Origin of the sequence: Clostridium neonatale (genome assembly GCF_001458595.1) — a bacterium.
Lineage (GTDB): Bacteria > Bacillota > Clostridia > Clostridiales > Clostridiaceae > Clostridium > Clostridium neonatale.
In genome coordinates, this window is sequence record NZ_LN890328.1 from 2,463,973 (window position 1) to 2,482,804 (window position 18,832).

Consider the following 18,832-nt stretch of genomic DNA (forward strand, 5'->3'; position numbering starts at 1 on the left):
AATATATTCTCTTTAATACTAATCTTTATTTAATTATTGCCACACTTAAAGTATCTCCTATTGGCATATATGTAATATTACTAATATTACAAAACTCTTTTACCGCATCCTTCACACCTTTAAATGCCATTGAAAAATAATCATGTATCAATATTACCCCACCTTTCTCCATTCTCGGATAGAAATACCTAAGTCCTTCAATCGTTGGCTTATATAAGTCAGCATCTAAATTTACAAAACAAAAAGTTTCATTAATATTTGCTATTGTATCTGGGAAATATCCTTTACAAATAATACAATTCTCCTTATATTTCATCTTACTTAAGACAACTTGTTCTGATGTATTAGAAAAATGACCACTTTGGACCGTTGCATACCCCTTTTCATTATCATGATTTGAATCCTCTTTAGGCAACCCACAAAATGTATCGAATAAATATAATTTTTTCTCATTAAAAATTTCATTTATTATTTTAGCAAAATCGCCCTGATAAACTCCTACTTCTGCACACGCTCCTTTTACATTATTCTCCTTTAAAATCTCTGCGGTATTTCGTAAATACTCTATCCTAGCTTGTGTTGGTAATTCAACATATTTATCCATAATTTTATATTCAGGGATACCTAATTCTAAAATCTGCTCTTTAATTTGCTTATATGCTGTTAATACACCTACGATTACATAGTCAAATTCATAATTTTTCAAATTATTATAATCTTCAATTATAAATCCTTCATATTTACTCCCATGTAACTTAGAATTACCGTCAACAAAACCTATAATCTCATATTCTTGTTTTACATTATTATAAATTCTCTTTCCTGTATCTGTTGCGCCGAAAATAATAGCTCTTTTCATGTATACTCCTTTAAATATTGGTATATATTTTTTAATCATTACTTTTCATTAATTCTAATAAATTACTTAATTAACTCTTCTTTAATTATAACGCTAATTTTCATCTGTATTATTTAAGATTAAGTGTCTAATTCCTTGACTTATTAAATGACATAATAACATATGTATATCTTCAATTTGTCCATAATTATCACAATTAATATGAATACATATATCTGATAATTCTCTCAATTTTCCACCATTAAAACCAGTAAATCCAATAACTATAGCCTTTTTCTCTTTTACATATTCTACACCTTTTATTATATTAGGAGAATTTCCAGATGCTGATATAGCAATTACCACATCTTTTTCATTCACAAGATTTTCAAGTTGTTCTGAAAAAATATATTCATATCCATAATCATTAGAAATTGCAGTGATTAATGCCATATTATCACTCAAACTCATTACTCTCAATCTTTCTTTTCCTTTAACAATAGTACCTTTACCTAAATCGCATGCAAAATGAGATGAAGTAGATGCGCTTCCTCCATTACCCATAATAAAAATCTGTCTATTCTTTTTATAGCATTCATTAATTATATGTATTACGTTTGATACTTCTGAACTATTCAAACTTTTTAAAAGCTTGTCTATATCCTTAATGTAATTTGATATTATATTTTCCATAAAAACCTCCTCTAATCTACGAAAATTATCTTTGATCCTTGTGATTCAAAATTAAATGGCACATATTTCAAATCTTTTAATGCATATATTAGTTGTTTATGATTGTGTGGCTCACAATAAAACAATAGGAAACCACCACCACCTGCTCCTAATACCTTCCCCCCAATAGCTCCATTATTTATTGCTAAATTATATATTGAATCTATAAAATTGTTAGATATGTTATTAGAAAGTTTTCTCTTAAATAACCAACTATCATTTAGTTTTTCTCCGATTTGCTTCAAATTATTGCCCTCACTCAAAATTTGTTTCAAGTCATCTACTAACAGTTTCATTGAAGTTAAATTTTCAATATTATTACTCGTATTTTTCTTTTGAGAACCCAATATTTCACCTGCACTTCTAGTTATGCCTGTATAAAATAATAGCAAATTATTTTCAAACTCATATTTTATATCTTTATTGCAAATTATCGGGTCAACAAATACTGTTTCATCGCTATTAAACCTAATAGAATTTAAACCACCATAAGCTGCTGCATATTGATCTTGTTTGCCTATCGGTTCTTTTAAAATATCTATCTCTATTTCACAAGCTTTTTTAGCAAGAGTTTCAGCATTAACATAAATACCTTTATATGCATATAATGCATTTAACAATCCAACAGTAAATGTACTAGATGATCCTAACCCTGTTTTAGCAGGAATATCAGCAATTGAAGTTATTTCTATTCCACCATCAATATCTAATAATTTCAATGCTTCTTTAACTATAGGATGTTGAATATCATCTCTTTTTTCAGCTATCTCTGTTTTAGAATAACTAATTCTAATAGAGTTATCAAATCTTTTATTAACCGTAATATATATATATTTATCTATAGTAGTACTTGCTACAATACCAGTATTATTTATATAATATTCTTTTAAATCTGTTCCACCGCCAAAAAAACTTATTCTGAATGGAGTCTTAGATATTATCATCAGCTTTCACATCCTTTAAAATTAAACTTACAGCCTCATATAAATTATCAGCTACATGCGTTGGATTAACATCATATTTATTATCTTTTCCAGCCAGTCCGGTTCTTAATAATATTGTACTACATCCTATATTTTCTCCAGTTTTAATATCCACCGTTGTATCCCCTATCATATATGAATTCTTAATATCAATATTATATTTATCAATTGCATTATTTAATAATAATGTTCCTGGCTTTCTGCATTTACATTTCATTTTATACTTCTTATTTTCACCCTCATATCCTGAATCAGGATGATGTGGGCAAAAATACAAGTCATCTATATATGCTCCATCTCTTCCAAGAAGCGTTTCCATTTTGTTGTTAATCTGCTCTAATTCCTCAAAAGTACATAAATTTCGTGCTATAACAGGCTGATTAGTTACAACTATAACTAAGTATCCATGACTATTAAGCCTTTTTACAGATTCTGAAACTCTATATTCTAATTCAAAATCATCGATTGTACAAAGTAAATCTTTATATACATTTATACTTCCATCTCTATCTAAAAAAACGCATTTTTGCTTATTGTATAAAGCTTTTTGATTAATTACATTACTGATTATATCATAACTGATTTGCCTTAACCGATTAACTGTTCCCATATCTTTTATATATTCTGTAGTTTTATAGCAGTATATTTTTTCATTTTTTTTTAATAAGTTTATTAAAACATCTTTTTCCAAATCCTGTTTTTTATTCTCTTCTATATAATCTAAAACTCTTTTACTAAAAATATGAACTCCGGACTTGACAATATTTTTATAATAACCTCTTTCTTGATTTTTATATAAGATTTTATTTATACTTGCATCTTTATTACACACAATCACATCACTATCATATGGATGGTTATTAGGATGTACTATACAGGAACCTATCCCACCTTTCTCAATATGGAACTTTATAAATCTTCGCCAATTAATATTCAATAAAATATCTCCAAAAAGCAGAATAAAATCCTCATTTATTTTACTTTTTAGCAAACTTAATGCTCCACCAGTTCCAAGTAAATCCTTTTCTTCAATGTATGAAATATTAACACCAAGTTCATAACCATCCTTAAAATAATTTCTTATTTGCTCACCTAAGTACCCAAGACTTATTATGATATCGCTCAATCCATATTTTTTAAGATTTTCTATCTGATATTCTAATATTGTTTTGCCACAGACATTAATTAATGGTTTTGGGATTTCTTTTGTATACTGGCTTAACCTAGTTCCTTTTCCTCCAGCTAAAATTACTACTTGCATAAAGCTGCTGCTCCTTTTACTGATAATCTGACTGCTTCATCAGATGAATACTTAGCATGCCAGCCTAAATTATTTATCTTCTTTGTATCATAACTAAACTTAGGAACATCTCCTAACCACCCACATTCTCCACCAGTAAAATTATATTTTACATTTTTCAGATTCATCTCTTCACAGACTATATCTGCTATTTTTCTTACTGTCGTAGTACCTTCAGCTCCAATATTATAATAATTAATACCTTTATTCCTATTTTTAAAAACACATAATATAGCATCTATTAAATCCTGAATATAAATATAAGATTTCTGCTGGTTTCCATCACCTAAAATTACAAGTTCTTCTTTATTTTCTTTAAGCTTTTTTATAAAATCAAAAATTACTCCATGGGTTAAATTTTCACCAATCACATTAGGAAATCTCACTATGCATGAACTCATATCATTCATATATGTGTATGATGATATTAATGCTTCTGATGCTAATTTAGCGCCTCCATAATAAGATATTGGAAATAATGGTCCACTATCTTCATTTATATTTTCTTCCCTTTTATCGCCATAAATTGCAGATGTAGATGCAAAAATCAAATTCTTTACATTATTCCTCCTCATACCTTCTAAAACTGAATGTGTAGTTAAAAAAGTATTATTAAAATCAACTTCTGGATTTTGTTCACTTTTTTGAATGTCTGAATTTGCTGCTAAATGAATAATAGTATCAATATTATTTTCTTTTATAAGATTCTCTAAAAATATGGTATCAGCTGCATCCCACTTTATAAATTCCACATTTTTAGTACTATATAAAGCTTTAATATTATCTTCTTTTCCTAAAATTAAATTGTCAACAACAATTATTTTATGTTCATGACATAATCTGCTGCAAATATAACTTCCTATAAATCCAGCGCCACCAGTTATTAATATATTCATTTTTATCCTCCGCTTTTGAAAATATATAATAATATTTATTTTCCATTACTTATAACTATTATATGCTTCATCTATTAGTCTGCAAATTTTATCTGTTTGTGTTACCACGTTAAAATTATTTTCTATTAATTTCCTGTATTCCATAGTTTCGTATCTTTCCTCAGTTATTAAATTTACTGCATCTTCTAACTCGTCCCATAAATAATGTTTAGGATATATTTCGGAAGCGCCCTCATAGTTATATATTATAGGTTTTATTCCTTTTAGCATTGCTTCCTGTATTGAAGAAATATGACCTTCACTTGTACTGCTACATATTATATAATCCTTATCATTTAACCATTCATTTATATCTGGTACATAACCTTCAAAAATCACATTTTCATTTATATTTAATTCATGAATTATATGATATATATAATCTCTATATTCATCATTTTCAAATTTTCCTGTTAAATATAATTTGTAATCATTGTTAATATTTTTTAATTTTTTCATTAGTAGCATAAGTAGCTGTATGTTCTTTCTATAAGATAACTCTCCTACATACGATATATTGTATCCTTTACTGTGATATTTAAATGTAAATTTCTCTATTTCAAATCCATTATGAATTAATCTTAATTTATCCTTATTAATACTAATAGTTTTTTCAAACTTAGTTTTAATATGGTCTGCTATAAATATAACATCATCTACTACACTCCAATTTATCCCTTTCAAAGTGTTTGTATAAACTTCATATCTATGTATCCTTGTAATTATAGGCTTATTAATAGCACTTTTTAAATAACTTGCAAAAACTAATGGCGATCCAGCCCACTCAAAAAAGCAAATATCTGAATACTTCAATATTTCACTTATATAATATCTGCTCTCTTGTAAATTCAGTGTAAAAAATATAGTTTCATATTTAATTTTAAGATATTCCTCATACCTTCTTACAAATTTATCAGTTAAGTATGATATTATAGCTAATTTAGGTTTTTCGTTGGGTTGCTTTAAGAGTTCTATTTTAGCTTTTAATACATCATGATTACAATTCTCTGAAGTAATAACTGGAATTATTATTTTATCAAGTGTTACTCCGATACTTAACAATTTTTGCTCAATTTCTATCCATTTTTCTACTGCAATAATTATTTTATCAAATTTATACTTCTCTATCTGCTCAAAATTGATAAGCGGTTTTTCTTCAAATGAATCCATGAAATTTTGCCTATTCTCTGAAACAAATGCACATATATTATAACATTCTGGTACTAACAACATCTTATTTTTTTTATAAAAGTCTCCTGTTCCATAAACTAGAATATTCATTAAATCACTCCTTCTTCATAATAGAAAAGTAATTCTACATTTTTGCAATAACAACTATATTGGGCATATTTATATCTTTTGTTACTTTTTCTACTGTACCACACATTATTAATTTATCTATTCTATACCCTGCATCATTTAAAACTTTAGCTATTGTATATGGTGTAAACTGATATCTATGATCACTATTGATACATTCTATATTATTATTTAATCTTATAAATTGATATTTTGAAAAAGCATTTGGAACTGAAACAATAATTCTTTCTATTGTATTTTTATAATTTTCTTTTATTTTTGATAAAAATTCAACTGGATTACTTATATGTTCAAGAACATCTGGTATAAGAAGGTCATCCCACTGTTCAATACTAATTTCATTTATTTCCTCTAAAATATTACCACATATTATATTATCAGAATATCTGCTGGATAACTTAACTGCTTCATCATTTATATCTATGCCAATACATTTTTCTGCTTTATTACTTATCTTAGCATGCAACCATTTATTAGTTCTGATTTTTTCTTCTATGACACATAAATGATCACAACAGCCTAGATGGATTACTTTTCTATTTTCTATTAAATCTTCTATAACAGTTTCTCTTTCTTTAAATACAGCCGTCCCATCAAAATTAATGGATATTCCTCCACTAAACAACTCTCCCTGTATATATTTATATATTTCTGTGTTATCTTCATTCCAATTAAGATAGTCACCTTTACCTTCTAAAGAATAATCAAAAACTAAAATATTATCCTTTACATTTAAATTTTTGAGCTGAATTTTTATTTCATCGTAATATTGTGATGCTATAATAATCACATCATACTCAATATTTACTATTTTATTAACTGCTTGAATATCTATTCCTTGTATTTTTTTCTCATACAGATTAGGATTGTTATCAAGAAATTTCACAATATCATATTGATCATTATATGCATGATAAGCTATTAATCCTTTTTTAGATGCGCCAATAATAACTGCTTTTTTCTTCATTTATAAAACCTCTCTATATCAAATTCTTTATCACCTTATGCATTTCAAATTCATATGAGTACATTTCATTAGAATTTATATTAAATGAAAAATATTTCAAATATTTTTCAGGAACATATATACCGCATAAATTATTATCACAAATAAAAATATTTTTTTTATATTTTTCATCTAGTGCATCAAATACCGCCTTAACAGTTTCAGTTCTAATCTCTTTTGTAATGGCCTTTCTGAAATCATGCCAAACCACTATAGTTTCATTGTAGTCAATTAAATCAAATATTTTTTGTGTATCATTAAAAACGCCTTCATATGAATGATCTCCATCAATAAAAACAAAATCAGGTTCAAAACTAATTTCTTTAAAATTTATTTTTTTTGAATCACCCTTTATTTGTTTTACATTACATATGTTATTCATAAAATAACTTCCAAAATTACTTTTATGTTTAGAAAAAAAGAACTGATCTAACTCTTGATCTTCCAATGATATACTTACACACTCATCACATACCACGCTTAAACACTTTATACTTTCTCCCATAAAAGATCCTATCTCTAAATACTTTTTCCTCTTGAACTTTTTAGCTATTGCCTGTAAAAATGCATAATCTAGAATTGTTGAACCCCCTTGAAAAAATGTCAATTTATCTAATTTAATATTAAAATCACATTTATAAAAAAAATGTCCTAAATTTATTTCCAGTAAATCTTCAATTGGATAATATATTTCTATACTTTCTTTATAGATACCATAATTTATATTATTTTTTTCTAATTGTTCAGATATTTCTTTTTCATACATACTCGTTATTATTATTTTATAATTTTTATGTATTTCTAACAACTTATTAAATCCAATACACTCAATATCATTTATTTTTATTCCAATTTTATTTATATCATTATCACAGAAAAAGGCTACATTTTCTTTGTTGAAATATATCAATGCTTTCTTTCCAAGTTCACTTGCTCCAAATAAAATAATTTTCTTATCACTCATATTTTTAACCTTCCTATTATGTTACCACTATAATTTGTGTATTAATTTTTTTATTTTAATAACTCTTTAAGTCGCTCAACAGAAAGCCACTCACTATTCTTCCCAGAATCATATTCAAATCCTTCTTCAACAAGCTTTCCACCTGGAGTCATATAATTCTGAGAATTCCACCAATCAAAATGTGGATAAATTATGTAATGTTTTTCATATTCATATGTCATTCTTGAGTCATCCTTAGTTATCATAACTTCATCAAGTTTTTCTCCTTCTCTGATTCCAACTTCTTTCATGTGTCCATCTGGGTTCATTGCTTTAGCTAAATCAGTAATCTTAAATGAAGGAATCTTAGATATGTATGTTTCACCACCACGAGATTCTTTTAATGCTTTAAACACCAAATCTACACCTTCATCTAATGTAATCCAAAATCTAGTCATTCTATAATCTGTTATTGGCAATACTTTTTCTCCACTTTCTAATAATCCTTTAAAAAATGGTATTACAGATCCTCTACTGCCTGCAACATTTCCATATCTAACTACAGAAAATGTTGTACCTTCTCCCCCTGAATAAGCATTTCCTGCAATAAATAATTTATCTGAAACAAGTTTAGTTCCACCATATAAATTTATAGGATTTACAGCTTTATCTGTAGATAATGCCACAACCTTTTTTACCCCGCAGTCAATTGCTGCATCTACAATATTTTGTGCGCCATGTATGTTAGTCTTTATAGCTTCAAAAGGATTATATTCACATGCTGGAACCTGCTTCATAGCTGCTGCATGAATTACATAATCTATATCATTAAATGCCCTATATAATCTATCCTTATCTCTAACATCTCCAATAAAAAATCTTAATTTTCTAAATTTTTCAGGGAACTTTATTTTAAACTCTTTTGACATTATATCTTGTTTAAACTCATCTCTTGAATATATTACAATTCTTTTAGGAGAAAATTCTCGCAATATTCTTTCAGCAAATTTTTTACCAAATGAACCAGTTCCACCAGTTATTAATATAGATTTATCATCAAACATTTTTCAATTCCCCCTAAACAAATATTATATTTGCATATTTTACTAACATATACTACTTTTAATTTCATTATGAATTGATTCAATTATAGGCAAAACTTCATAATTAAATAAATCTCCAACCAAAATATAGTCTTCGTTTTCCAAGGCCTCTACTATTCCTTCAATTTGTTCTTCTAATTGCTCAATATCAATTTCATTCTTTTGTATATCTCTAGTGACATTAACTACATCTATTATCCATCCTATTCCATCAGCTAATTGCGGTATTAGATTTATACCTTCTTGCTCTCTTCCTGCTTGAATTAATTCACATGTATTAATTATTCCTTTTTTAAAAATATTTAAATATTCATCAGCTGACTGTAAAACTTCAATTTTCTCTTTTTTCATATTTATGCTCTCCACTTCTTTTTATTTAGATAATTTATCTATCACATCATCTATGTATTTTAGTGCATATTGTAATTCCTCTATAATTGATAAATAAAATCTCATATTCTCATATAATATATTTTGTTCACATTTATCATCTTTGCTATTAGATATACATTTTTTAATTTGCATTGTTTCATATATTATAGGATATATCAGCTTATCAACTAATTCTATTTTTTTATATTCTTCACTTACTTTTTTATCTATTTTATCAAGTTTATTTATAATTAAATTTATTTTTGCATTATCTCTTTTTTCATTTATTCTATATAATTCATTTAAATATTCAATAGATTTCTTATATTCTTTAATTATCTTTATACAGCTATATTTTGTTTCCTTTAAATGTATTAATGCTTTTGTTTTAATACTAAATGAATTTTCAACTTTTTTAAAATCATTTAATAATTTAATTCTTCCATTTTTATATTTATCTATTGCTTCTTTTAATGTTAATTCAATTGTTCCCTTTATTCTTGCCCCACCTTCAGTAGCATTTATAAACGTAGTTTTTTTACTCTTTTCTATAATCTTTTCCAATCCCATTCTATAATCATTTAAAACCAAACTTGTCCTTACAAGATTTCCATTTATGTCTTCAACAAAAATATCATCATTTCTCTTCAATTCATTGAACCCTGTTTTACCATCTCTATTCTGTGCTATTAATGCATGACTTTTTTCATTAGTATACGCCAAATCTTGTCCAACAAAAATAATTGGATTACAGCCCATTATTATTGCCACTGATGTCATTACATGAGCTACTGATCCCCCAGTCTGTACCTCTAACACTTTTTCTCCTAAGATCTTATTTATGAATTCATTATATGAAAAAAATACTTTTTCTCCTTTATGTTCAGATACCACCTTATGATTGGTTCCTTCGTAAAATAGTAATGGTATATTAAGTTCTTCAATATAATCTTTACATAATTCATAACTAACCTCTAATGGATCTACAACGGCTAATAAATGTGGATTTATCTTTCTATCTATAAGTGATCTCAATGTTCTTCCTCCACTAATTATTAAAATCTCATCATTTATTTTTCGTAACTCATCTATATTCTTTTCAAGAGATGGTCCAGCTGATACTATTATCGCTGGTTTATCTTTATATATATTTCGATACTTATTAATAGGAATTCCATCAATTATGTATTTTAAGTTTTCCATTAAAGTCTTAAACCATATTTTTGACATATTTATTTTTGTACTATTATCAAGCTTTACATTTATAAAAAAATATTTTAGTTCTTCTAAGAATTCTTTTACTTCCTCTACATATACTTTTTGATAATTAGAAAAAAATAAAATCTTAGTAAAATCTAAATTCAATCCGTCTAATCTTACGTTTATATTATTAATAAAATCTGATATTTTTCCACATATAACAGTTATTTTATCATCTTTTTTAATCCATTCTATATTATCTATATATTCATTCATAGAAATATTAGGTTCAAACACTACTATTTCATTATCTTTATATTTCTTCCTTAATGATTTTAAGTGCTCACCTGTCCCAAATCCATAAACTAATAATATACTTTCTTTTTTATCTATACATTCACATTGTTCCAAAAACTTATCTATTTCTAATGTCATATTATATTTACTGCCCATATAAATCCATTTGTTATTCTTATTTATTCTTAAGACTGTTAAATTATCTTTTGTATTTTCAATATTAAACTCTAATTTTGTATTTTCCATTTCAAATACACCTCATTTTTTTATCGGTTATTTTTGCATTTGCTTTAATTTAATAAGCTGTTTTTGTATAATGCTTAGAGCATATTGTATTAATTCATTCGTATTTGAATAAAACTCTCTCTTTTTATACAATATATCTGTATCGTTATCAGTTCTCAAATAATCATATACAGGTTTATATAAAAGCATTTGTAATTCTTCTCTGCTATTATAAATATTAATTATTTTTGAGTCATTTATATCACTTTGTAAAAAAATACTATTATCTACTATAATATTTTTTTTAAAATTTCCTAATCTTAATACCTGATTATTTACTATAATACTAAGTTCTTTTAAAATTCTTTTCAACTTATTTAGCTCTGTCAATGCATTATCCAGCATATTAATTGGATAGGATAGCGGAGTTATTTTCTCTATTTCATCCCGACAGTATATCTCCATAGCCTTCTTAAGCGGCATTTCTAATGTTCCACTTATTTTAGCCCCACCCTCTGTAGCATTAATAAATTTTATATTAGGATATAATTTTATTATTTCTTCCATGGCTAATCTTTGGTTATTTAAAACTACACTTGTTCTAACCTCATTGCCATATATATCTTCCACCCAAATATCATCTTCAGATTTAGCAATTTCATAAGTGTAACTTCCATCTTTATTTTCTGTTATATCTGCATGAGTGCTTTCTCCTGTATATGCAAAGTCTTGTCCAATAAAAATAATTGGATTACACCCCAAATTTCCAGCATACGATGTCATTGCATGTGCTACAGATCCCCCTGTTGAAATATGCTTCATTTTCTTTCCCACAATTTTATTCACTAAATCACTATATGAATAAAATATTTTTATTCCTTTATGTTCTTTAACAATATCTAAATTTGCACCTTCTGAAAATAATATAGGTGTATCTGATAGCTTAAGATAATTACATACTAATTCATAATTTCTTCCTGTTGCATCTGCTACTACGAGCAAATCAGCTTTAATATTTTTTTCTATAAGTGGTCCAAAAGTTCTTCCTCCACTTATGATAAACATCTCATCTTCTTTTTGCTTTAAATCATCTATATTTTTTGCTAATGAAGGTCCGGCTGAAACAACTACAGCAGGATTATTTTTAAACTTACCATTATATAAATCAGCAGGAATAGATTTCACAAAATATTCAGTTCCTTCTATTATATTTTTAAACCACTTTTTTCCAAAGAAAGTTTTAGTGTTTATATCTATCCCTAATCTTATAATATAGCCATTAATCTCACTAAAAAATTCACTACATTCTCTCTTATAGATAGTATCATAATTAGAAAATATCATTATTTCAGAATTTTTAAAATTGAATTCATTTATTTCCTTTTTTATTATTGAAGCAAGTTCTTGTTTTTCGCAACATATTACATTTAAATTCTTATCTTTTTTTATCCACTCTAATGTACTTAGATATCTGTATACCTTTGTATTAGGTTCAAACACTACTATTCTATTTTCATATTTTTTACGCAATTCTTTTATATGATTACCCACTCCAAATCCATATACAATAAAAACATCATTATCTTTCTTATTTCCTTTTATATTATTTAAAAACTTTTCATTTTCTTTATTACTATTGTACTTGCTCCCAATATAAATATTTTTTTTATCCCTTTGAACTTTTAAAATTTCTTGTTTATCTTTACTTTGCTCGATGTTAAATTCCAAATTAATTGTAAGCATAAATTTTCCTCTTTTATTCTATTTTTAAATACATTATACATAAAAAAATCTAAATAAAAAAGATGTTCCTTATTTGGAACATCTTTTTTATTAATTAAATTATTGTAATAAACTTAATACTGAATTTGGAGCGCTATTAGCTTGTGCTAACATTGATTGAGCAGCTTGAGTTAATATGTTACTCTTAGTATACTCCATCATTTCCTTAGCCATATCAGTATCTCTTATTCTAGATTCTGCAGCTTGAATATTTTCTGATGTATTATCAGTAGAAGTTATTGTATGTTCTAATCTGTTTTGAACAGCTCCAAGTGTAGCTCTGTGTTCAGAAACTGTATTGATTGCTGAATCTATTGTTTCTAAAGCAGCCTTAGCTTTAACATCTGTACTTAAACTTAAACTTGAAAGACCTAATGCATTAGCCCCCATAGATTTCATAGAAACACTAATTTCTTGACCTGATTTGTTTCCAACTTGGAAAGAAATCTTTAAACTATCACTTGCTAATACTTGCTTACCATTGAATTCAGTTTGGCTAGCAATTCTAGTTATTTCACTAGTTAATTGCTTAACTTCTTTGTCTATTAAGTTTCTGTCTGCTGTACTATAAGTTCCATTAGATGATTGAACTGCTAATGTCTTAAGTCTTTGTAACATTGCATGAGTTTCAGTTAAAGCACCTTCAGTAGTTTGTACTAATGAAATACCATCTTGAGCATTAGTTGAGCCTTGATTTAAACCTCTGATTTGAGATCTCATTTTTTCAGATATTGCCAATCCAGCAGCATCGTCTCCAGCTCTGTTTATTCTTAAACCTGAACTTAATTTTTCGATTGCCTTTCCAGTATTATTTGTGTTTGTTTTCATTTGTCTATGAGCATTCATAGCATTAAGATTGTGTGAAATTACCATAATAAATTCCTCCTTGATTTTTAAATGATTATTAGACTTCCATGTCTTTTAATATATATTAACTCTTACGAGATAATAGCTTATAAGCCTTATATTTATATATTCGTTGTATTATTTCTATACTTTAGCGCTTTTTAAATATTTTTTAATATTTTTCAATTTATTGATACATTATCTTTTTGTGCTAAATATCAATGCATTCCCATTAAAATCCATATATTTTTTATAAACTTCCCTAGATTGTTTTATTTTTTTTATTTCTTTTTTTACATCCCGCATGTTGTCTTTAATTAATTTCTCTAGTTCATCTTCTATCTCTATAATATTCAAAGCATTTATTCCATCACATATAATTTGCTTATCAATACCCAAGCTATTTATTTCATTAATTATAGAATCTCTTTTCTTTAAGAAGGAAGAAATATCTTCGTTCCCTTTAACTTTTTCAACCATACTCAATGATGTATCTTTATAATCCTTAAGTAGTTCATCAAGTCTCATAGCTTCTATCCTTTTCTATTTTATTGGAAATATGAAGATAAAGAACTTTGTTGTGATTGTAAAGAAGCCAAATTACTTTCAAGCGTAGAATATTTTGTATATAATGCATCTTCTTTTTCTTGAAGGGCTGTCTGCATCTGAGTTATCATTTTTTTTCTTTGCTCAATATCTTTTGTCATTTCATTAGTATTTGCTGTAACCCCATTTGCAATACCAGCTCTATTAGCCAATCTTGAAAATGTTCCTGTTGCATGTTCATAAAGATTATTTTTTAATTTTACAAATACACCATCACTTTCACTTGATGAGGCATTGCTCATACCACGTGTAAATAATTCTTTTACACCATCTATATTGCTTTCAATTGCTTCAAGCAAGGTATCTTCATCTACAGTAAATAATCCATTTTGTGATGTATAATCTTCAATTGGTTTTATTCCTATCTTCTCAAGACTTAATCCTACTGAACTTCCTCCCCATTCTTTTTTCATTACACTTGCCATTGTCATCTTCATATCATCTGCAAAATCACTTAAATAACTGTCATTTCTGAGAAGACCTGTTTGAGCTTTCTTTTCAAGCTTTTCAATTTCACTATCACTTAATCCTTCTTTATCCTCATCCGTTAGTGGTAAATAAGATCTATCGTATTCTTCGTATAATTTTCCATTAATACTACCTAATAGTTCATTATAATCATCAATGAATTCTACTATTTTGTCTTTAAGTTCTGTTCCATCAGCTTTTACAGTGATTTTAGATTCAGAACCTGCTACTGCATTTTCATCTATTTTAAATTTAATTCCATCAACTTCAATTTCATTGGAGATATCTGTATATTCTCTAGATGCTCCTGTGGCTAAATCTTCTATAGTTACTGAAGCATTACTTCCTGTATTCCCTGAAAAGCCGTTAAACCCTACAATATTCGCAATTTCATCAGGTTGTTTGTAGCTTATACTGAAATCACCAGCTGTTCCTGCAACATTAGATTTAATAACCATTCCGCCTTTAGTACCATAAAGGTCTGTAAATGTAGCTGTTATATTAATTCCTGCACTCTTTAATTGGCTATTCAAATCTTCTGCTATCTCTTTTCCATTTGTAGCATCTGATTTTAATGTGAATTCTTTATCCTTTATTATTATAGTTTTTCCCTTAAGGCTCATTAGATCCTCTTCCCCAATAGACTGAGAGGCAGCCTTAGCAGCATTATTAACTGTAACTTTATAACTTCCTGCTGAAGCATTTGTACTTGCTGTTGCTGTAACTGCATCCGAGTTACTTGAAACTGCCTTCATAGCATTATAAGTTTTAGCATTAAAAAGGCTATCTCCACTTGCAACATCAAAATACTTATTATAAAATTTCTTAGCTTTAGTTTGAATTTCTCTATATTGTTCTTGCTTATACTGTTCCACTTTTAATTTTTGAGTTGCTGTATTTATCTTCGTCTTCTGTCTAAGTAAGTTTGCTTCAACTAAAGAATCAATATCAATTAATCCTGTAAGATTAGTTGCTCTTGTTCTTGATACACTTGACATATTTATCACTCCTTAATTTCAATCTTTATTGATGTTTTGCTCTTTTATCAGCTTCATGCCATAAATCTCTCACTTCTTCTATTAAAGGAAGGATTTCATCCATTATTTTAATATCCTTTTTCATATTAACTTCTACTAACTTGTCTTTAATATAAGCATAAATTTGCATAAGATCCTTTGTCCATTCTGCTTGGTCCATATCTAAGCTCACCATCAGTTCAATAAATATTTCCTGTGTTTTTATTAAATTGGTATGAGCCTTTTTTATATCTTTGTCTACTATCGCTTGTCTACTTATTTTAGCAAACTTTACTGCCCCATCCACAAGCATTAATAGTAGCTGATCCTTTGAAGCATAATTTACACTATTATTTTTATATACATTGTAAGCATTTGGATACATTCCTAAATCCCCCTATTTCTTTGCATCTAAAATTCTACCTTTAGAATCTTCTTCGTTTATTGTTACTATTTTTTCCACTTGCACATCTACTGTGATATTATCTTGTTTTATACCATCAATTGTAATATATTTTTTACTTTTATTTTTTCTTGATTCGTTCTTATTATTTTTTTCTTTTTGTTCATCATAATCTTTAAGTTTAGTAATTTCATCTTCCTCATTTGCTCCATGGATCTTATCTGCTTTTGTGCTTTCATATATTTTTTCTCTAATATCAGTATCTATTTTATTCAATTTAAATTCCAAAGAACAACCTCCTTTTAATTAGATTGTTATGCCTTTTTATCAATTAATCCAACTTGCTTACACATACTAGCTATCATATCTAATACTTTCTTAGGTGGTAATTCAATTACTACTTTTTCTGTCTCGTCATCTACGATTCTAACCATTATAGTTCCTAAATCTTTATGCTTTTCATATTCAGCATGTGTCTTCTCATCTTCTAAAAATTTATTTAATTTTTTCACAGCTTTATCTAAATCTTCTTTTGTAAAATTTTCTTTTTCATTTTTATTTTGATTAGCAAATACTTCTTCTTCCGTTGATGATTTTTGCACCATTGAATTTTTAGATATATTTTCTTCATTAGAAATATAACCTGTATATTGTGTTACTTCAGCATTTCTAGCATAGTTTTTTAAGTAATCTTGATTCCTATTAATAGAATTAACATCCATGTTACACATTCCTCCTTGAAAATTACTCACTACTTATTTCTTTTTTATATTTTTTAATAAGTCTAAATTCATACTTGCCGCACTTTTATTTTCATTCTTTATTTCTTCTAAGAGTTCTTTTCTTAATATATTCACTTCTTTAGGTGCTTGTATTCCTATTTTTACGCTTCCATCTTCTATCTTACTTATAGTAATTTCTATGTCATCACCAATCATGAGTGACTCACCTTTTTTTCTTGTTATAATAAGCATCTAATCACTCCTTCATTAGTGGTTCTTTTACTTTATACTTGCAATTATCTATAATAATTTGTTCTCCTAAATTATTTAATGTATTAACTACTATAGGTCCCTGTAAGTTTGTTGTGATCTTTTTAGGGTCTGAATTAAGTGTTATTGTTGTTACTATTATTGCATCTTCTGGTTTTTTTATTCCTAAATGTTCAACCACATCATCTCCTAGTTTGACTTTATATTCCTCAAAAAAATCATATGGAGAAGTTACTATAAGCCCTAGTTCATCATCTTCCAATGAATGAAATAATTTAAAAGGTTCATATTCTTCTAAGTCAATTAGGATAAATTTTCTTAGATCTTCAAATCCCAAGATTCCCTTATTAAAAGTTAAAATATCCTTTTCTTCATATTCTATTGGTCCATGTACCTTTGAATTAAATATCATTTATTCCACTCCTGCCTAAATATAATCCATTATTGTATTAGTTAATACTTTTGAGCTAGTTTGGAGAGCTGCTGTATATACGGTCTGCATTACAGCATATTCCATTGTCTTTTCTGTAAAATCAATATCTTCTGAACTTGATAGAATATCAGTCATATTGTAATTTTGATCTTCGTTAGTTTCCATTGCACTTTCCATTCTATTTTGCATAGTTCCAACTTGAGCTCTATTAGATAATAAATTTTGAATTATTGAATCCATCCTACTCAATCCATCACCATTTACATATGATAATGCTGCTGACTGATCAGCATCTAATGCATTCTTATCTGATAATACTCCTAAATTTTTAATCAAGCTACTTATTTCATCCATAACATTTACATTGTTAGGTGTTAATTTTGAATCAGTAAATTCAAAAATATCCGTTGCAGTTTTGTTATACTCTACAACTACTCCTTGTGAAATTTCTGTTTTTAAATGTGTTTCTAATTGATTTTGAACATTAGTCAAATCAGTTCCAGTCAAACTTGTAGCTGTACCTGTAAAACTAGCATTTCCAAATCCATTTCCCTCCGGATCTGCATACGCTATATTCCCATCTGCATCAACAGTCACAGGTTTAGTGGTCCCCTTAGTTCCACCAAATATATACGCTCCATCAAATGTAGTATTCATGATTTGTGCTAATTCTTTTGACTTTTCTACAACTTCATTTTTTATAGTTGATATTTCATCCTCACTATAAGAACCATTTCCTGCTTTGACCATAAGTTCTTTAATTCTAGCCATAACATTTCCTGCTTGTGCAAGTGCTGTATCTGTTGTATCGCACCAATTTGAAGTATCTTTAATATTAGCATTATATTGCTCGTTTTCAGAAAGCTGATTACTTAATTGTTTATTTCTTGTAGCAATAAAAGGATTTTGAGATGTTCTTAGTATCTCTTTTCCTGAAGCTAACTGATTTTGTAATGTGCTCATATTATTTAAATTTCTCTTCATATTGCTTAAAAATTTGCTTGTCATCATTGAATTAGTTATTCTTTGCAT

Annotated in this window: 21 protein-coding genes; all 21 read right to left on the reverse strand. The window is 27.3% G+C overall.

Features of this window, described 5'->3' with window-relative positions; genetic code table 11:
* Positions 1–25 precede the first annotated feature (25 nt).
* Positions 26–859: a TylF/MycF/NovP-related O-methyltransferase gene (locus tag BN2920_RS18045; RefSeq protein WP_083498854.1), complete on the reverse strand. Its 834-nt coding sequence runs from the start codon at positions 857–859 to the stop codon at positions 26–28.
* Between the two features lie 93 nt (positions 860–952).
* A complete protein-coding gene (locus tag BN2920_RS18050; protein ID WP_058296358.1) occupies positions 953–1,531 on the reverse strand; it encodes a D-sedoheptulose-7-phosphate isomerase in 579 nt (192 codons plus the stop codon).
* An 11-nt stretch (positions 1,532–1,542) separates the two neighbouring features.
* Positions 1,543–2,514, reverse strand: coding sequence for a GHMP family kinase ATP-binding protein (locus BN2920_RS18055; RefSeq protein WP_058296359.1), 972 nt, complete (start codon positions 2,512–2,514; stop codon positions 1,543–1,545).
* Entirely contained in the window at positions 2,501–3,814 is a 1,314-nt protein-coding gene (locus tag BN2920_RS18060; RefSeq protein ID WP_058296360.1) for an HAD-IIIA family hydrolase, read from the reverse strand. The genes BN2920_RS18055 and BN2920_RS18060 overlap by 14 nt, the downstream gene beginning before the upstream one ends.
* Positions 3,805–4,749 (reverse strand): NAD-dependent epimerase/dehydratase family protein, encoded by a 945-nt coding sequence (locus BN2920_RS18065; protein ID WP_058296361.1) that lies wholly within the window; start codon positions 4,747–4,749, stop codon positions 3,805–3,807. Before BN2920_RS18065 ends, BN2920_RS18060 begins: the two co-directional genes overlap by 10 nt.
* A gap of 45 nt (positions 4,750–4,794) precedes the next feature.
* On the reverse strand, positions 4,795–6,069 hold the full coding sequence (locus BN2920_RS18070; RefSeq protein WP_058296362.1) for a glycosyltransferase: 1,275 nt from the start codon (positions 6,067–6,069) through the stop codon (positions 4,795–4,797).
* 34 nt (positions 6,070–6,103) lie between these two features.
* The gene (locus tag BN2920_RS18075; protein ID WP_058296363.1) at positions 6,104–7,075 is read right to left on the reverse strand and encodes a hypothetical protein; all 972 of its coding nucleotides are present in this window, start codon (positions 7,073–7,075) and stop codon (positions 6,104–6,106) included.
* Positions 7,076–7,088: 13 nt separating this feature from the next.
* On the reverse strand, positions 7,089–8,078 hold the full coding sequence (locus tag BN2920_RS18080; RefSeq protein ID WP_058296364.1) for a class I SAM-dependent methyltransferase: 990 nt from the start codon (positions 8,076–8,078) through the stop codon (positions 7,089–7,091).
* A gap of 50 nt (positions 8,079–8,128) precedes the next feature.
* Positions 8,129–9,121, reverse strand: coding sequence for a UDP-N-acetylglucosamine 4,6-dehydratase (inverting) (gene pseB, locus BN2920_RS18085; protein ID WP_058296365.1), 993 nt, complete (start codon positions 9,119–9,121; stop codon positions 8,129–8,131).
* 42 nt (positions 9,122–9,163) lie between these two features.
* Positions 9,164–9,511 carry a DUF8042 domain-containing protein gene (locus BN2920_RS18090; RefSeq protein ID WP_058296366.1) on the reverse strand — a complete coding sequence of 116 codons (348 nt, stop codon included), beginning with the start codon at positions 9,509–9,511 and terminating at the stop codon, positions 9,164–9,166.
* 21 nt (positions 9,512–9,532) lie between these two features.
* Positions 9,533–11,275: a motility associated factor glycosyltransferase family protein gene (locus BN2920_RS18095; protein WP_058296367.1), complete on the reverse strand. Its 1,743-nt coding sequence runs from the start codon at positions 11,273–11,275 to the stop codon at positions 9,533–9,535.
* A 27-nt stretch (positions 11,276–11,302) separates the two neighbouring features.
* The gene (locus BN2920_RS18100) at positions 11,303–12,997 is read right to left on the reverse strand and encodes a motility associated factor glycosyltransferase family protein (RefSeq protein WP_058296368.1); all 1,695 of its coding nucleotides are present in this window, start codon (positions 12,995–12,997) and stop codon (positions 11,303–11,305) included.
* A gap of 99 nt (positions 12,998–13,096) precedes the next feature.
* Positions 13,097–13,909 (reverse strand): flagellin N-terminal helical domain-containing protein, encoded by an 813-nt coding sequence (locus BN2920_RS18105; protein WP_058296369.1) that lies wholly within the window; start codon positions 13,907–13,909, stop codon positions 13,097–13,099.
* 171 nt (positions 13,910–14,080) lie between these two features.
* On the reverse strand, positions 14,081–14,410 hold the full coding sequence (locus tag BN2920_RS18110) for a flagellar protein FliT (RefSeq protein ID WP_058296370.1): 330 nt from the start codon (positions 14,408–14,410) through the stop codon (positions 14,081–14,083).
* Positions 14,411–14,430: 20 nt separating this feature from the next.
* Positions 14,431–15,954, reverse strand: a complete 1,524-nt coding sequence (gene fliD / locus BN2920_RS18115) for a flagellar filament capping protein FliD (RefSeq protein ID WP_058296371.1) — start codon at positions 15,952–15,954, stop codon at positions 14,431–14,433.
* Between the two features lie 25 nt (positions 15,955–15,979).
* Positions 15,980–16,357 carry a flagellar export chaperone FliS gene (gene fliS, locus BN2920_RS18120; protein ID WP_058296372.1) on the reverse strand — a complete coding sequence of 126 codons (378 nt, stop codon included), beginning with the start codon at positions 16,355–16,357 and terminating at the stop codon, positions 15,980–15,982.
* Between the two features lie 12 nt (positions 16,358–16,369).
* The gene (locus BN2920_RS18125) at positions 16,370–16,663 is read right to left on the reverse strand and encodes a hypothetical protein (RefSeq protein WP_058296373.1); all 294 of its coding nucleotides are present in this window, start codon (positions 16,661–16,663) and stop codon (positions 16,370–16,372) included.
* A gap of 26 nt (positions 16,664–16,689) precedes the next feature.
* Positions 16,690–17,097, reverse strand: coding sequence for a flagellar protein FlaG (locus BN2920_RS18130; RefSeq protein WP_083498855.1), 408 nt, complete (start codon positions 17,095–17,097; stop codon positions 16,690–16,692).
* A gap of 33 nt (positions 17,098–17,130) precedes the next feature.
* The gene (csrA, locus tag BN2920_RS18135) at positions 17,131–17,349 is read right to left on the reverse strand and encodes a carbon storage regulator CsrA (protein WP_058296374.1); all 219 of its coding nucleotides are present in this window, start codon (positions 17,347–17,349) and stop codon (positions 17,131–17,133) included.
* Between the two features lie 4 nt (positions 17,350–17,353).
* Positions 17,354–17,779 (reverse strand): flagellar assembly protein FliW, encoded by a 426-nt coding sequence (gene fliW / locus BN2920_RS18140; RefSeq protein WP_058296375.1) that lies wholly within the window; start codon positions 17,777–17,779, stop codon positions 17,354–17,356.
* Positions 17,780–17,794: 15 nt separating this feature from the next.
* On the reverse strand, positions 17,795–18,832 hold the full coding sequence (flgL, locus tag BN2920_RS18145) for a flagellar hook-associated protein FlgL (protein ID WP_058296376.1): 1,038 nt from the start codon (positions 18,830–18,832) through the stop codon (positions 17,795–17,797).

What these genes read in the sequence shown, in the direction of transcription:
- BN2920_RS18045 (WP_083498854.1), bottom strand. Translation starts at nt 859, where the DNA reads ATGAAAAGAGCTATTATTTTCGGCGCAACAGATACAGGAAAGAGAATT.
- BN2920_RS18050 (WP_058296358.1), bottom strand. Translation starts at nt 1,531, where the DNA reads ATGGAAAATATAATATCAAATTACATTAAGGATATAGACAAGCTTTTA.
- BN2920_RS18055 (WP_058296359.1), bottom strand. Translation starts at nt 2,514, where the DNA reads ATGATAATATCTAAGACTCCATTCAGAATAAGTTTTTTTGGCGGTGGA.
- BN2920_RS18060 (WP_058296360.1), bottom strand. Translation starts at nt 3,814, where the DNA reads ATGCAAGTAGTAATTTTAGCTGGAGGAAAAGGAACTAGGTTAAGCCAG.
- BN2920_RS18065 (WP_058296361.1), bottom strand. Translation starts at nt 4,749, where the DNA reads ATGAATATATTAATAACTGGTGGCGCTGGATTTATAGGAAGTTATATT.
- BN2920_RS18070 (WP_058296362.1), bottom strand. Translation starts at nt 6,069, where the DNA reads ATGAATATTCTAGTTTATGGAACAGGAGACTTTTATAAAAAAAATAAG.
- BN2920_RS18075 (WP_058296363.1), bottom strand. Translation starts at nt 7,075, where the DNA reads ATGAAGAAAAAAGCAGTTATTATTGGCGCATCTAAAAAAGGATTAATA.
- BN2920_RS18080 (WP_058296364.1), bottom strand. Translation starts at nt 8,078, where the DNA reads ATGAGTGATAAGAAAATTATTTTATTTGGAGCAAGTGAACTTGGAAAG.
- pseB (WP_058296365.1), bottom strand. Translation starts at nt 9,121, where the DNA reads ATGTTTGATGATAAATCTATATTAATAACTGGTGGAACTGGTTCATTT.
- BN2920_RS18090 (WP_058296366.1), bottom strand. Translation starts at nt 9,511, where the DNA reads ATGAAAAAAGAGAAAATTGAAGTTTTACAGTCAGCTGATGAATATTTA.
- BN2920_RS18095 (WP_058296367.1), bottom strand. Translation starts at nt 11,275, where the DNA reads ATGGAAAATACAAAATTAGAGTTTAATATTGAAAATACAAAAGATAAT.
- BN2920_RS18100 (WP_058296368.1), bottom strand. Translation starts at nt 12,997, where the DNA reads ATGCTTACAATTAATTTGGAATTTAACATCGAGCAAAGTAAAGATAAA.
- BN2920_RS18105 (WP_058296369.1), bottom strand. Translation starts at nt 13,909, where the DNA reads ATGGTAATTTCACACAATCTTAATGCTATGAATGCTCATAGACAAATG.
- BN2920_RS18110 (WP_058296370.1), bottom strand. Translation starts at nt 14,410, where the DNA reads ATGAGACTTGATGAACTACTTAAGGATTATAAAGATACATCATTGAGT.
- fliD (WP_058296371.1), bottom strand. Translation starts at nt 15,954, where the DNA reads ATGTCAAGTGTATCAAGAACAAGAGCAACTAATCTTACAGGATTAATT.
- fliS (WP_058296372.1), bottom strand. Translation starts at nt 16,357, where the DNA reads ATGTATCCAAATGCTTACAATGTATATAAAAATAATAGTGTAAATTAT.
- BN2920_RS18130 (WP_083498855.1), bottom strand. Translation starts at nt 17,097, where the DNA reads ATGGATGTTAATTCTATTAATAGGAATCAAGATTACTTAAAAAACTAT.
- csrA (WP_058296374.1), bottom strand. Translation starts at nt 17,349, where the DNA reads ATGCTTATTATAACAAGAAAAAAAGGTGAGTCACTCATGATTGGTGAT.
- fliW (WP_058296375.1), bottom strand. Translation starts at nt 17,779, where the DNA reads ATGATATTTAATTCAAAGGTACATGGACCAATAGAATATGAAGAAAAG.
- flgL (WP_058296376.1), bottom strand. Translation starts at nt 18,832, where the DNA reads ATGCAAAGAATAACTAATTCAATGATGACAAGCAAATTTTTAAGCAAT.